We start from the raw sequence: 13,698 nt of genomic DNA, 5'->3' as shown, positions 1-13,698 counted from the left end.
CGTACACCGCAACCCCTGTGGGATCTGGCTTGCCAGCGATAGCGTCAGTCCAGGCGCTGCAGTCCTTCCAGACAGGTCGCCAGGTGATAAGGCGTAGTCGACGGCATATCGCTGCGACTCACTTTTCCCTCGGTATCCCGGCACTCATACCAGCCACCTTCATGCAGGAACTGCTTGCGCAACACCGCTAGCTGCGCGGGGATTCTTGCCGCCCCATCCGCCCGCAGCGTCAACGCCCGCAGATACTCCGCTTGCGCCCAGATCCGCTGCGTCGCATCACGCACATTTCCCTGTGGATCGAGCATCGCCAGCACCGCCCCATCCTTCACTCCGCGTTCCTCGGCAAAGCCGAAGGCCCGTTCCAGCGAGCCATGCAGCGCCGTGCCCTTGAGCAGCGGTGAGGTCTCCAGTAGATAGAACCATTCGAACTGATGCCCCGGCTCGAACCAGTTATCCACAGCCCCGCGCGGTTTCTCCAGCATCACCCCGTGCTGCGGGTCGATAAAGTGCTCCTGCATGGCTTCGCTCAAGGCGACCAGCGCATCGCTTGCCTCGTCGTCCTCGCGCACCGCGAGCGTGGCAAGGAAGGCTTCGGCGAGGTGCATCAGCGGGTTCTGCAACGGGCCGCTGCCGAGGTCTGCCCAATCCTCGTCGAGGCTGGCCTCGTACAGTCCATCGGCCGTGGCGAAGCGTTCGGCGACTACGCTGAGGGCGGCGTTCAGGGTCGATTCCACCAGGCTGTCACGGGACTTCGCCCAGTAGTGGGCGCAGGCGAAGATGATGAAGGCGTGGGTGTAGAGGTCCTTGCGCCGGTCCAGCGGCTTGCCGTCGGCGTCGATGCTGTAGAACCAGCCACCGTGCTCGGCATCGTGGAAGTGCCGCTGCAGCGCGCGGAACAGCGCCGCAGCACGCTCGCTGGCGCCGGGTTGCTCGATGCGGCTGCTGAACAGATAGAGCTGGCGCGCACAGGCCATGGCGCGGTAGCGCTGCACTGGCAGTGGCTTATGGGCGGGATCGAGGGCCTCGAACGGCAGGGCCATGTCCGGGTTCCAGCCAGGACCTTGCCACAGCGGCACGATGCACCGGTCGAAGTGGTGCTGGACTTCAGCGAGCAGGGCGGGCTGGACAGGGGAGAGTTCAGACATGGAAAAGGTTCGTCGCGGTCGTTGCGTTGGCGCGCATGGTAGCAGGAAATTTCCCCGTGGCGCCGGGATCAGCCCGGGTTGCCGAGGCCCTGCCAGTGCCGTGCGCCGACGAAGATGAAGCGCAGTTGCTGGGTGATCTTGGCCTGGGCGCTCAACTGCCCGGGGGCCAGTTCCGAGGCGTCAATCAGCTCGGGCAGGGTGGCAAATACTGTCTTCACCACCAGATCGGCCATCACCGCCAGGGCATCGGCGTCCAGATGCTGCCAGCGGCGCATGCGCCCGAGGTCGGCGGCAAGGTCGGAACTGATGCCTTCGCGCAGACGGGCGATGGCCTGGCGCACCGGCTGCGAGCCACCGTACTGCTCGCGGGCGAGGAACAGGAACTGCGCGCGGTTGGCCGCGACCACGTCGAGGAATATGCGCACCGAGGCGTCGGTGATGCCACCCAGTTCGAATTCGTTGTGGCGGACCATGCGGATGGTCTGGCGGAAGGTTTCGTTGACTTCGCGGACCAGGGCAAGGCCCAGTTGGTCCATGTCTTCGAAGTGACGGTAGAAACCGGTGGGCACGATGCCGGCGGTGCGGGCCACCTCGCGCAGGCTGATGCTGCCGAATCCGCGACCGCTTTCCATCAGTTGGCGGGCGGCATCCAGCAGGGCGTGGCGGGTCTGTTGCTTCTGTTCGGCGCGCGGCAGCATGGCAGGTACGGTTCGTGTGAAACAGGCCTGCACTCTAAAGGCCGGGGCCGGAAAAACAAAGCCCGGTCAGTTGACCGGGCCTCGGAGGGGAAGGGGTTGCGCACGGGTAGCTGTTGTTTTGGCGCATAGGCATCAGCTCACCCGTTGGGCTTGTTCGATGGCACGGTCGGAACCGCCTTCGGCGACGCGGTTGGCACGTTCGATGGCACGGTCGGAACCGCCTTCGGCGACGCGGTTGGCACGTTCGATGGCACGGTCGGAACCGCCTTCGGCGACGCGGTTGGCACGTTCGATGGCACGGTCGGAACCGCCTTCGGCGACGCGGTTGGCACGTTCGATGGCACGGTCGGAACCGCCTTCGGCAACGCGGTTGGCACGTTCGATGGCACGGTCGGAACCGCCTTCGGCAACGCGGTTGGCACGTTCGATGGCACGGTCGGAACCGCCTTCGGCAACGCGGTTGGCGCGTTCGATGGCACGATCGGAACCGCCTTCGGCTACACGGTTGGCACGTTCGATGGCGCGGTCCGAACCACCTTCAGCCAGGGTGTTCAGCGGCTGGGAAACGGTGGCCGAGCTGGAACGGGCTTCGGCGGACAGGTGTTGGTCGGCGGCCGGCAGGGCGAAGGCGTTGGCGGCCAGGATGGACAGGGTCAGGCTAAGCAGCAGTTGGCGTTTCATGGTTCGTTCTCCTCGTGGAGCGTGGGAAAGTGGGTACGAAGCCAATGCTACTCTTGGAAATTGGATAGAAAAGTTCATAAAGATAATGGTAACAATCAACGGGATTGATACATTCCGCCAGCCGCTCTAGCGCGGGCCTTTCCTGAGCGCCTTGGTCGGAATTGCGGGCTGTTTCGATTGGAAACATCGCGTCGGATCGATGGGAAAACTGACGAAGACGTCAGGAAAAATCCCCGCAACAGGACGGATCGAGTAAAACCCCTCGGCATTTCGTCAGTCCCAAGTACAAGTGCGTGGCTCACGCACGCTGCCTTGCCTTGCTGTCACTGGAGAATCGTGCAATGACGCGCCCCGCCAAAATCATCACCTGGACCCTCGCCAGCCTTGTGCTGGTGCTGGCGTTGCTGGTGATCTTCATCGTCACCTTCGACTGGAACCGGGCCAAGCCCTTCCTCAACGACAAGGTGTCGCAAGCCCTGCATCGGCCCTTCGCCATCAACGGCAACCTTGCCGTGCACTGGCGTCGCGAGCCGGAGGAAGGGGGCTGGCGGGCTTGGGTGCCGTGGCCGCACTTCACTGCCGAGGACCTCACCCTGGGCAACCCGGACTGGTTGAAGGAACCGCAGATGGTTGGTCTGCAGCAGGTAGACTTCCGCCTCTCGCCGCTGCCGCTGCTGGCGCAACGCATCGTCATTCCGCGCATCGACCTCAAGCTGCCCACCGCCAGCCTCAAGCGCCTGGCCGATGGCCGGGCCAACTGGACGTTCGACTTCGGGCCCAAGGAAGAACAGGCCGAGCCGTCGAAGTGGGTCATGGATATTGGTGCCATCGGTTTCGACAAGGGCCAGGTAGCCTTCGATGACGCCACCCTGAAGACAAACGTCCAGGTGCTGGTCGACCCGCTGGGCAAGCCGATCCCGTTCAGCGATATCGTCGGCAAGAGCGCCGCCGAGAAGACCGCGAAGGAGCACGGCACTGCCCAGGACTATGCCTTCGGCTTCAAGGCCAAGGGCACCTACAAAGAGCAGGCCCTGACCGGCGAAGGCAAGATCGGCGGCCTGCTGGCCCTGCAGGACGCCACCCAGCCGTTCCCGGTCCAGATCGACGTCAGCATCGCCAAGACCCGCGCCCTCGTCGCCGGCACCCTGACCGACCCGCGCAACCTTGGCGCCCTCGACCTGCGGCTGAAACTCTCTGGCGCCAGCCTGGGCAATCTCTACCCGCTGACCGGCGTGACCCTGCCGGACACCCCGCCGTACCAGACTGACGGCCACCTGATCGCCAAGCTGCGCGAGCCAGGCGGCGCGCTGTTCAGTTACGAAGGCTTCAACGGCAAGATCGGCGACAGCGACATCCATGGCGACCTTGCTTTCACGGCAAGCCAGCCACGGCCGAAGCTGACCGGCAGGCTGGTGTCCAACCAGTTGCTGTTCAAGGACCTTGCGCCGCTGATCGGCGCCGACTCCAATGCCCAGCAGAAGGCTCGTGGCGGTGCGGCGAAACAACCGGGGGACAAGGTCCTGCCGGTGGAAGAGTTCCGCACCGAGCGCTGGCGGGCAATGGATGCCGATGTCACTTTCGCCGGCAAGCGCATCGTGCAGACCCAGGAACTGCCGTTCACCGACCTCAACAGCCATGTGTTCCTCGAAGACGGCCTGTTGCGCCTGGAGCCGCTGTCCTTCGGCGTCGCCGGTGGCAAGCTGGACATGCTGGTACGTCTCGACGGCCGCAGCGCGCCGATGCAGGGCCGAGTGCGCTTCAGCGCGCGCGACCTGAAGCTCAAGCAGTTGTTCCCGACCTTCGAGCCGATGAAGACCAGCTTCGGCGCGCTCAACGGCGATGCCGACCTGAGCGGGCGCGGCAATTCGATCGCGGCGTTGCTGGGCACGTCCAATGGCGACCTGAAGCTGCTGATCAATGATGGCGCGGTGAGTCGCAGTCTGATGGAGATTGCCGGGTTGAACGTGGGCAACTACGTGGTCGGCAAGCTGTTCGGCGACAACGAGGTGAAGATCAACTGCGCGGCGACTGATGTCGGGATCAAGGATGGTCTGGCCAGCACCCGGTTGTTTGTGTTCGATACCGAGAATGCGGTGATCTACGTGACCGGCACGGCCAACTTCGCCACCGAGCAACTGGACCTGAAGATCAACCCTGAATCCAAGGGGCTGCGTCTGTTCTCCCTGCGCTCGCCGCTGTATGTGCGTGGCTCGTTCGCCAAGCCGTCGGCTGGCGTGCAGGCGGTGCCGCTGGCGTTGCGTGGGGCGGGGATGGTGGCTTTGGGTGTAGTGGCGGGGCCGGCGGCTGGGTTGCTGGCGTTGATCGCACCGAGCAGCGGGGATGAGCCGAATCGGTGTACGCCGTTGCTGGAGCAGATGCGGGCCGGGAAGGCACCCAAGACAGTGAAATGATCCGAGGGCCCTCTCGCGGGTTCACCCGCGATAGGGCCAGCAAGGGCAATCGAGAAATCAGAGTCCTTTCAACAGATCCGCCATGTCGTCCGCATGCTCTTCTTCCTGAGCCAGGATGTCCTCGAAGATTCGCCGGGTAGTCGGATCACTGTCGCCAATGAAGCGCACGATCTCTCGATAGCTATCAATGGCGATCCGCTCGGCCACCAGGTCCTCCAGGACCATCTCCTTCAGATCCTTCCCGGCCACGTACTGCGCGTGGGAGTTCTTGCTCAGGTTGTCCGGGTTCAGGTCCGGCTCGCCGCCCAGTTGCACGATGCGCTCGGCCAGCTTGTCGGCATGCTCCTGTTCCTGGTTGGCATGTTCGAGAAACTCCGCCGCGGCGACGCTGGCCTTGATCCCGCTGGCCATGTAGTAGTGGCGCTTGTAGCGCAGGGTGCACACCCATTCGGTGGCCAGCGACTCGTTAAGCAGGCGCAGGATGGTTTCACGGTCTGCGCTGTAGCCTTCGGTCACCGCGCCTTGGTCCACATGCTGGCGCGCGCGTTCGCGCAGGGTCTTCACATCGGTCAACGTAACGTTGCTCATGACAGTCTCCAGGCTGGAAAACGGGGGGCGCCGCGCTCTGCCGGCGCGGTCGCTACATCAGGTACGAGTGGCGAAGCGGCTGGAAAGTTTTATCAGCCGCGTACCGCGTGATCGTCTTTCTCACGCTGCTCGCAGGTCTTGAAGCCCTTGTCGTCGACATGCCCGGTGGCGTCGAAACGCACATAGTAGGGCTGCTGCGCGCCTTCCTTGTTGAGGATGTAGTTGTTGCAGGTGCCGCCGTGGGGCAGGTCGATCACCGTCGAAGGGCTGCCGCCGATGGCGATGACTTTCTGCATGGTCATGCCTTTCTCGACCTGCTTGACCAGCGGCTGGTCGCGATAGGTGACGTAGTCCACGGGGTTTTCCGGGTTGCTGCTGCAACCGATCAGGGTGGCGCTGGCCAGAAGAGCTACCAAGGCGTGCTTGTACATGGTCGTACTCTCTCGTAGTGGGCCGTCATGGCCCGGTACGGATTTGGAACCGCAAGCGGCAGCGGGAGTTCGATTGCGGATGCCATCGTTTCGCTTGTAGGGTGATGGCTCGTCCATGGACCGGGGGCTCCCATGTCGCAAGCGCTTGCCACTCGTTATCCGCTGGTGTTGGTGCCGGGCATGCTCGGTTTCGTGCGCCTGGTGCTCTATCCCTACTGGTTCGGCATCATCGCCGCGCTACGTCGGGGCGGGGCGCAGGTGTATCCGGTGCAGGTATCGCCGCTGCACAGCACAGAAGTGCGTGGCGAACAGTTGCTGCGCATTGTCGAAGAACTGCGTCAGCGCACCGGCGCCGACAAGGTCAACCTGCTCGGCCACAGCCAAGGCGCGCTGACCGCCCGCTACGTGGCGGCGAAACGCCCGGACTGGGTGGCCTCGGTCACCTCCATCGCCGGGCCCAATCACGGTTCGGAGCTGGCGGACTATTTCGAACGGGAATTCCCCGGCCACACGCCTCGCGCACGGCTGCTCAAGGCCCTGCTGCATGGCCTGGCGCTGCTGATGGGCTGGCTGGAAACCGGCTGGAAAGGGCCGATGCTACCCATCGACGTGCATGCCTCGCACCTGTCCCTGACCCGCACCGGCGTGGCGGCCTTCAACCAGCTTTATCCACAGGGCCTGCCCGACACCTGGGGTGGCGAAGGCCCGGCCGAGGTCAACGGGGTGCGCTATTACTCCTGGTCCGGCGTGCTCAAGCCGGGCATCACCGACCGCGGCCTCAACCGCCTGGACGGCAGCAACCGCTTCTGTCGCCTGTTCGCCCGCACCTTCGTCCATGAAACGGGCCAGTGCGACGGCATGGTCGGCCGTTTCAGCTCGCACTTGGGCCAGGTGATCGGCGACGACTTCCCCCTCGACCACCTGGATATCGTCAACCAGTCCCTCGGTGCCGTGGGCAAGGGCGCGCAACCGGTCAAGCTGTTCACCGAACACGCCGCGCGCCTCAAGGCTGCCGGCTGTTGAGCTGCGGGCAAGGATGTAAGAAATCTTGTCTAAACTCCGGTGACCGCTGCCCATCCACGCAGCGCTCAGGAGAAACGTCATGAAGATGCTGCATGTGCCGTTGTTGGTGCTGGGCTTGCTGATGGCTTCACAAGGATTCGCGGCCACCGCCCAGCAGGAGAAGATGAAGACCTGCAACGCCGACGCTACCACCAAGGCGCTCAAGGGCGACGAACGCAAGGCGTTCATGAGCGACTGCCTGAAAGCCAAGCCCGCCGCCACCCAGCAGGACAAGATGAAGACCTGCAACGCCGACGCCACCACCAAGGCGCTCAAGGGCGATGAGCGCAAGACCTTCATGAGCGACTGCCTGAAGAAAAAATGATCGCCGCCGGGCCCGGGCCATTGCCCTGGCGCAATGGCTCGTCGTCCGGCGACGCCCGCCCCTATGCCTGTGCGCCGAACGCTGGCAGACTGCCGCCTTTGTCGTCTTGGCTGTCTGAGGTTGTATGACTTTTACCCAGCGTCAGATCGTGCTGGCCAGTTGGATCATCATATTCGCCGGCTTGTTGCTGGTACTGCCGCTCAAGCTGCTGCCCAGCCTGCTGGCCGGGTTGCTGGTGTTCGAGCTGGTGAACATGCTCACGCCGAAGTTGCAGCACGTGATTGCCGGGCCGCGCGCGCGCTGGCTGGCGGTGGCGTTGCTGGGCACCCTGGTGGTCAGCACCCTGACCCTGATCTTTGCCGGCGCCATCAGCTTCCTGTTGCACGAGGCGGAAAACCCCGGGGCCTCCCTGGACCGCTTCATGGTCCTGGTGGACCAGGCCCGTGGCCAGTTGCCGCCGTTCGTCGACGCCTACCTGCCGGCCAGTGCCGCCGAGTTCAAGGTGGCCATCGGCGACTGGCTCAAGACCCACCTGGGCGAGTTGCAGCTGGTGGGCAAGGGCGCGGCGCACATGTTCGTCACCCTGCTGATCGGCATGATCCTCGGCGCCATCGTCGCCTTGCAGCGCATTCCCGACATTTCCCGACGCAAGCCATTGGCGGCGGCGCTGTTCGAGCGGCTGTCGCTGCTGGTCCAGGCGTTTCGCAACATCGTCTTCGCGCAGATCAAGATTTCCCTGCTCAACACGGCGTTCACCGGGGTGTTCCTGGCCGTAGTGCTGCCGCTGTTCGGCGTGCACCTGCCGCTGACCAAGACGCTTATCGTGCTGACCTTCCTGCTCGGCCTGCTGCCGGTGATCGGCAACCTGATGTCCAACACCCTGATCACCATCGTCGGCCTGTCGATGTCGATCTGGGTGGCGGCGGCGGCGCTGGGCTACCTGATCGTCATCCACAAGGTCGAGTACTTCCTCAACGCGCGGATCGTCGGCGGGCAGATCAGTGCCAAGTCGTGGGAGCTGTTGCTGGCGATGCTGGTGTTCGAGGCGGCGTTCGGGCTGCCAGGGGTGGTGGCGGGGCCGATCTATTACGCGTATTTGAAGAGTGAGTTGAAGCGGGTGGAGCTGGTCTGACCCGAGCTTCGGCTACCTCCAGAAAGGATCGTCGCTCCATCCGATCGGAAAGCCCATCGCTTGCAGGTCGGCTTCGGGAAATTCGTTCAGTAGTTCCTGGAGGCGGCGATCCCAACTGGCATGCGGACTGACCTGACGCATCAGCAGATTGAGGATACACAGGACGGTAAAAACGCGGGCGTGGGAGCCCGGTTGACGCAAGTGCTGTGGCCACGGAAAGGAAATTGTTCGCGGTAGTTCAGGCCGAATGCCCAGCTCGCGATTCTACAAACGAGCGTGATGGGCGCAGATATTGCGAATTGTGGTCAGGGTATGGAGCCACGACTGCAGTAGCGGTCCAGGCAGCGCCATGCGCCGGGAGATCGCTTTGCGATCGGCGTCCCGTGCCAATCCTTTGAACAGATGCGAAAGATCGCCCAAGGTGATTTCTTCCATGATGGCCCATGCGGGCATCAGGTCGGGGTCGTTGTAGGTCAACGCGTAATGACGGGCATAGCTTTCCCTGGAACGCAGTGTCTTCAACGACTGCTTGCGCGCTGACGAGGTATTGGCCGCATCGATGCGTTGGCATTCTCTTTCGTGGTCTTTCAGCGCTTTCAGTTGCTTGGTGCGAATGAGTTCGAGCAAGGCGTCGTGGCGGAAGGCCTTTTGGAATAGCGTGCGATCAAGGTACCAGTGCGCGCCATGAGTCGAGGCCATGTGGTTGCTTAGACAGGCACGCACCGCGACTTCAACACGTTCCAGGGCATCGATGACCAGCAGTCGAAGGCGTCGGTCAAAGTCGTACAGACGAGTCAGATCTTTCAGCGTTGCGTTGTTTCGAAAACTGTGTTCGCTGTCGTTCGGACGCTGGAATGGCCGCATGTAAGGGGTGAGGCGGAAGAAGCTCACTACTTCGAGAAAGCATTTCGCCCGATCTTCGTCACGGATCTGCAGTCCCCGTTGCTTGAGCAGCAACAGCTGCTCATGAACGTCGATCGCAGGTTTTTGAAATGGCTTCATGCCTGGGCAGGTCAAATCCCAAGTAAAAAAAACCCGCTCAATTTGTGCGTGACTACCGAAGCAGCCCTAGGCATGGCGGGTGTGTTGCCGCGAAGAGTAGGCACGTTGTGCCTACTGTGCAAGGTTGAAATCGTTACCGGCGACGAAATGTGCGGCTGTTTGCTCCGTTGCTCAGGCTGTCCCGTAGCGCTTGCGCGCCTCGATCGCCAGCCCGCTGCCGATACTGCCGAAGATATTGCCTTCCACATGCCGCGCCTTCGGCAGCATCGCCGCCACGCTCTGGCGCAGGGCCGGGATACCGCTGGAACCGCCGGTGAAGAACACCGTGTCCACCTGCTCTACACCCACGCCAGCCTTGAGCAGCAGTTCGTCGACACTGCCACGCACCCGCTCCAGCAGGTTGTCGATGGATTGCTCGAACAGCGCCCGGGTCAGGTCGACGCTCAGTTCCTTCTCGATCCGCCCCAGGTCCACCAGGCGATTCTGCGCATGGGTCAGCTCGATCTTGGTGGCCTCCACTTCCATCGCCAGCCAGTGCCCGGCGCGCTGTTCGATCAGCTTGAACAGGCGGTCGATGCCCAGGGTGTCCTCGATGTCGTAGCGCATGCTGCCCAGCGCCAGCTGGGATTTCTGCGAGTACACCGAGTTGATGGTGTGCCAGGTGGCCAGGTTGAGGTGGTAGCTGGTCGGCATCAGCGCCTGGCTCTTCATCCGGCTGCCGTATCCGAACAGCGGCATCACGCCCTGCAGGCTCAGTTGCTTGTCGAAGTCGGTACCGCCGATGTGCACGCCGCCGGTGGCGAGGATGTCGTCCTGGCGATCATCGAGCATGTGCCGCTCCGGGGCCAGGCGGATCAGGGTGAAGTCCGAGGTACCACCGCCGATGTCGACGATCAGTACCAGTTCTTCGCGCTCGATCCCCGACTCGTAGTCATAGGCTGCGGCGATCGGTTCGTACTGGAAGGACACGTCCTTGAAGCCGATCTTGCGTGCTACCTCGGCCAGGGTGTCCTCGGCTTCCTGGTCGGCGGCCTGGTCGTCGTCGACGAAATGCACCGGACGACCCAGCACCACCTGCTCGAAATCGCGGCCGGCATTGGCTTCGGCGCGCTTCTTCAGCTCGCCGATGAACATCCCCAGCAGGTCCTTGAACGGCAGGGCGGTGCCGAGCACGCTGGTGTCATGCTTGATCAGCTTGGAACCGAGCAGGCTTTTCAGGGATCGCATGAGACGACCCTCGTAGCCTTCCAGGTACTCGCTCAGGGCCAGGCGACCGTACACCGGGCGGCGTTCCTCGATGTTGAAGAACACCACCGAAGGCAGGGTGATCTTGCCGTCTTCAAGTACGATCAAGGTCTCCTCGCCGGGGCGATGCCAGCCGACGGTAGAGTTTGACGTGCCGAAGTCGATACCACAGGCACGGGCCGGGGATGCATGAGTCATGGAAGCGGTTCCGGGGAAAAACGGCCGCGCAGTTTATGCCAGCCGTGGACAGAATCAAGACCGATTATCTGTCTGGCGACAAACCCCTGACTGCCTTGAAAGGCTATGCTCTACCCCAATCTTCACAGGCAGTGCATTTCAACCGATGGTGATTCCTTAGATGGATTTCAAAGACTATTACAAGATCCTTGGCGTAGAGCCGACGGCGGACGAGAAGGCGATCAAGACCGCCTACCGCAAGCTCGCGCGCAAGTATCATCCGGACGTCAGCAAAGAGCGTGACGCCGAAGACAAGTTCAAGGAGGCCAACGAGGCCTACGAAGTGCTGGGCGACGCGGCCAAGCGCGCCGAGTACGACGAGATCCGCAAGTACGGCGGCCAGCACGGCCGGCCGTTCCAGGCGCCGCCGGGCTGGGAAAGCCGTGGCGGTGGCGGGGCGGGTGGCTTCGGTGGTGGCGGTGACTTCTCGGATTTCTTCAGTTCGATCTTCGGGTCGGCCGGTCGCGGCAACGGCAATCCGTTCGGTCGCGCTCAACAGCAGCGCAGTGCCGGTCGACGAGGTCAGGACGTGGAAATGGAACTGGCGGTGTTCCTCGAGGAAACCCTGGCCAACGAGTCGAAGAAGATCAGCTTCCAGGTGCCCCAGCACAACGCCATGGGCCAGCGCACCGGCGACACCACCAAGACCCTCAACGTCAAGATTCCCGCCGGGGTGACCGACGGCGAGCGCATCCGCCTCAAGGGCCAGGGCGCGCCGGGTGTGGGCGGTGGGGCGAACGGCGACCTGTACCTGGTGATTCGCTTCGCACCTCACCCGCTGTTCGATGTCGAAGGTCATGACCTGATCATCACCGTGCCCCTGGCCCCGTGGGAAGCAGCGCTGGGCACCAAGGTGGAAATGCCGACCCTGACCGGCAAGGTCAACCTGACCATCCGTCCGGACAGCCAGAGCGGCCAGCGCCTGCGGATCAAGGGTATGGGCCTGGCCAACAAGCAGGGCCAGCGCGGCGACCTGTATGCGCAACTGAAAGTGGTGATGCCGACCCAGTCGGACGCCGCCACCCGTGAACTGTGGAGCAAACTGTCGGAGAAGGCCGGGTTCAACCCGCGAACTCAATGGAGTAAGTGACCATGAGTAGCACCCTGATCGTTCAGCTGGACATGCGTACCTTCTGCCAGGAGGCCGATCTGCCGGCCGATTGCGTGATCGAGATCGTCGAACACGGCATCGTCGAACCATCGGGGCGAACACCGGAGGACTGGTTGTTCGACGTCCAGGCCCCGGTGCTGGCCAAGCGTGCGGCGCGGCTGCACGCGGAGCTGGAGCTGGAATGGGAAGGGGTGGCGCTGGCGCTGGAGCTGCTGGAGGAAGTGCGGCAGTTGCGTAGCGAGAACGACATGTTGCGGCAGCGGTTGGGGCGGTTTGTGCAGTGATCTTCAGGGCCTCATCGCTGGCTTGCCAGCGATGAGGCCCTGAAGATCACCATCAATTCGGCGGCAAAGCCCCCGGATTCAGCATCAGCTGCATGAAGGTCAGATCCAGCCACCGCCCGAACTTCACCCCCACCTGCGGCATCTCCCCGGTCACCTTGAATCCCAGCCGCTCATGCAGGCGGATCGACGCGGTGTTGCCGCTCTCGATCGCCGCCACCATCACATGCTTGCCGCACTGGCGAGCCCGCACGACCAGGGCCGCCATCAACTTCGGCCCCAGCCCGTTGCCCCGCTGGTCGGCACGGATATACACCGAATGCTCCACGGTATGCCGGAAGCCCTCGAAGGCCCGCCAGTCGCCGAATGACGCGTATCCCAGCACTTCACCGCCATCATCCATTGCGACGATGATCGGATAACCCTGGGCCGCCCGCCCGTCGAACCAGGCCTGGCGGTTAGCCAGGTCCACCGGTTGTTCGTTCCAGATCGCTGTGGTGTTGAGCACCGCGTCGTTGTAGATGTCGCGGATGCCCGGCAGGTCGGCAGGCACGGCGTCGCGGAGGCTGAAGGTCATGATGGTCGGTCCGGAAAATCAGGGCAGGTCGCCAGATTAAATGGTTACCAGCCCGCGCACACCTTCCGTTTCCATGTTTTCACCCCGGCCCTGCTGGACGATCTCGCCACGGGACATCACCAGGTACTGGTCGGCCAGTTCGGCGGCGAAGTCGTAGAACTGCTCCACCAGCAGGATCGCCATGTCGCCGCGCGCCGCGAGCTTGCCGATCACCGCGCCGATCTCCTTGATCACCGAAGGCTGGATGCCTTCGGTGGGCTCGTCGAGGATCAGCAGGCGCGGGCGGCTGGCCAGGGCGCGGCCGATGGCCAGCTGTTGCTGCTGGCCGCCAGAGAGGTCGCCGCCGCGGCGCTGCTTCATCTGCAACAGCACCGGGAAGAGTTCGTAGATGAATTCCGGAACCTTCTTCGCTTCGCTGGCGCCGAAGCGCGACAGGCCCATCAGCAGGTTTTCCTCCACGGTCAGGCGCGGGAAGATCTCGCGGCCCTGGGGAACGTAGGCGATGCCGGCGTGGACCCGCTGGTGCGGCTTGAGGGCGGTGATGGCCTTGCCTTCCCAGTTGACGCTGCCTTCCTTGGCCGGGACCAGGCCCATCAGGCAGCGCAGCAGGGTGGTCTTGCCGACGCCGTTGCGGCCGAGCAGGCAGGTGACCTCGCCGATCTTCGCCTCGAAGGACAGGCCACGCAGGATGTGGCTGCCGCCGTAATACTGGTGCAGGGAATCGATTTTCAGCATGTGTCATTCCTTGGGAACTGTGTGGAACCCATCGCTG

General features: G+C 63.3%; 15 protein-coding genes. 6 read left to right on the top strand and 9 right to left on the bottom strand.

All coding sequences use genetic code 11. The features are described 5' to 3' along the window. Nucleotides 1–44: 44 nt before the first annotated feature. From AC5QPF_RS28930 to AC5QPF_RS28920, 3 genes are all read right to left on the bottom strand, one after another. A complete protein-coding gene (locus AC5QPF_RS28930) occupies nucleotides 45–1,145 on the bottom strand; it encodes an AGE family epimerase/isomerase (RefSeq protein WP_494961014.1) in 1,101 nt (366 codons plus the stop codon). Nucleotides 1,146–1,213: 68 nt separating this feature from the next. After that, on the bottom strand, nucleotides 1,214–1,843 hold the full coding sequence (locus AC5QPF_RS28925; protein WP_494961013.1) for a TetR family transcriptional regulator: 630 nt from the start codon (nucleotides 1,841–1,843) through the stop codon (nucleotides 1,214–1,216). A 132-nt stretch (nucleotides 1,844–1,975) separates the two neighbouring features. Next, nucleotides 1,976–2,524 (bottom strand): phage infection protein, encoded by a 549-nt coding sequence (locus tag AC5QPF_RS28920; protein ID WP_494961012.1) that lies wholly within the window; start codon nucleotides 2,522–2,524, stop codon nucleotides 1,976–1,978. A gap of 341 nt (nucleotides 2,525–2,865) precedes the next feature. Here AC5QPF_RS28920 and AC5QPF_RS28915 point away from each other — a divergent pair, with 341 nt between their 5' ends. Further along, complete coding sequence (locus tag AC5QPF_RS28915) at nucleotides 2,866–4,935, top strand: AsmA family protein (RefSeq protein WP_494961011.1); 2,070 nt, start codon at nucleotides 2,866–2,868, stop codon at nucleotides 4,933–4,935. 57 nt (nucleotides 4,936–4,992) lie between these two features. Here AC5QPF_RS28915 and AC5QPF_RS28910 read toward each other — a convergent pair whose 3' ends face one another. Continuing rightward, nucleotides 4,993–5,523, bottom strand: a complete 531-nt coding sequence (locus tag AC5QPF_RS28910) for a ferritin-like domain-containing protein (RefSeq protein ID WP_494961010.1) — start codon at nucleotides 5,521–5,523, stop codon at nucleotides 4,993–4,995. Between the two features lie 92 nt (nucleotides 5,524–5,615). After that, nucleotides 5,616–5,954, bottom strand: coding sequence for an osmotically-inducible lipoprotein OsmE (osmE, locus tag AC5QPF_RS28905; protein ID WP_494961009.1), 339 nt, complete (start codon nucleotides 5,952–5,954; stop codon nucleotides 5,616–5,618). A 132-nt stretch (nucleotides 5,955–6,086) separates the two neighbouring features. Between osmE and AC5QPF_RS28900 the strand changes: the two genes are divergently transcribed. The 3 genes from AC5QPF_RS28900 to AC5QPF_RS28890 all read left to right on the top strand — a co-directional run bounded on the left by AC5QPF_RS28900 (nucleotide 6,087) and on the right by AC5QPF_RS28890 (nucleotide 8,473). Further along, complete coding sequence (locus AC5QPF_RS28900) at nucleotides 6,087–6,977, top strand: alpha/beta fold hydrolase (protein ID WP_494961008.1); 891 nt, start codon at nucleotides 6,087–6,089, stop codon at nucleotides 6,975–6,977. A gap of 79 nt (nucleotides 6,978–7,056) precedes the next feature. After that, entirely contained in the window at nucleotides 7,057–7,341 is a 285-nt protein-coding gene (locus AC5QPF_RS28895) for a PsiF family protein (protein WP_494961007.1), read from the top strand. Nucleotides 7,342–7,465: 124 nt separating this feature from the next. Continuing rightward, the gene (locus AC5QPF_RS28890) at nucleotides 7,466–8,473 is read left to right on the top strand and encodes an AI-2E family transporter (RefSeq protein WP_494961006.1); all 1,008 of its coding nucleotides are present in this window, start codon (nucleotides 7,466–7,468) and stop codon (nucleotides 8,471–8,473) included. 264 nt (nucleotides 8,474–8,737) lie between these two features. On the opposite strand, the gene AC5QPF_RS28885 is transcribed toward AC5QPF_RS28890, so the two are convergent. Together AC5QPF_RS28885 and AC5QPF_RS28880 are read right to left on the bottom strand one after the other, a co-directional pair. Then, complete coding sequence (locus AC5QPF_RS28885; protein WP_494961005.1) at nucleotides 8,738–9,475, bottom strand: Abi family protein; 738 nt, start codon at nucleotides 9,473–9,475, stop codon at nucleotides 8,738–8,740. Between the two features lie 171 nt (nucleotides 9,476–9,646). Then, nucleotides 9,647–10,918, bottom strand: a complete 1,272-nt coding sequence (locus tag AC5QPF_RS28880) for an Hsp70 family protein (protein ID WP_494961004.1) — start codon at nucleotides 10,916–10,918, stop codon at nucleotides 9,647–9,649. Nucleotides 10,919–11,078: 160 nt separating this feature from the next. On the opposite strand from AC5QPF_RS28880, the gene cbpA reads away from it, so the two are divergent. Both cbpA and AC5QPF_RS28870 read left to right on the top strand, forming a co-directional pair. Beyond that, nucleotides 11,079–12,047, top strand: coding sequence for a curved DNA-binding protein (gene cbpA / locus AC5QPF_RS28875; RefSeq protein ID WP_494961003.1), 969 nt, complete (start codon nucleotides 11,079–11,081; stop codon nucleotides 12,045–12,047). Nucleotides 12,048–12,049: 2 nt separating this feature from the next. Continuing rightward, complete coding sequence (locus tag AC5QPF_RS28870; protein ID WP_494961002.1) at nucleotides 12,050–12,352, top strand: chaperone modulator CbpM; 303 nt, start codon at nucleotides 12,050–12,052, stop codon at nucleotides 12,350–12,352. 52 nt (nucleotides 12,353–12,404) lie between these two features. Here the strand turns inward: AC5QPF_RS28870 and AC5QPF_RS28865 are convergent, their stop codons facing one another. Continuing rightward, a complete protein-coding gene (locus AC5QPF_RS28865) occupies nucleotides 12,405–12,926 on the bottom strand; it encodes a GNAT family N-acetyltransferase (protein WP_494961001.1) in 522 nt (173 codons plus the stop codon). A gap of 36 nt (nucleotides 12,927–12,962) precedes the next feature. After that, entirely contained in the window at nucleotides 12,963–13,661 is a 699-nt protein-coding gene (gene urtE, locus AC5QPF_RS28860; RefSeq protein WP_494961000.1) for an urea ABC transporter ATP-binding subunit UrtE, read from the bottom strand. Between the last annotated feature and the right edge of the window lie 37 nt (nucleotides 13,662–13,698).

Source organism: Pseudomonas sp. Con_6 (assembly GCF_059379395.1).
Note: the sequence above shows the minus strand (reverse complement) of the source record. Positions and strands in the feature narration are given on the sequence as shown.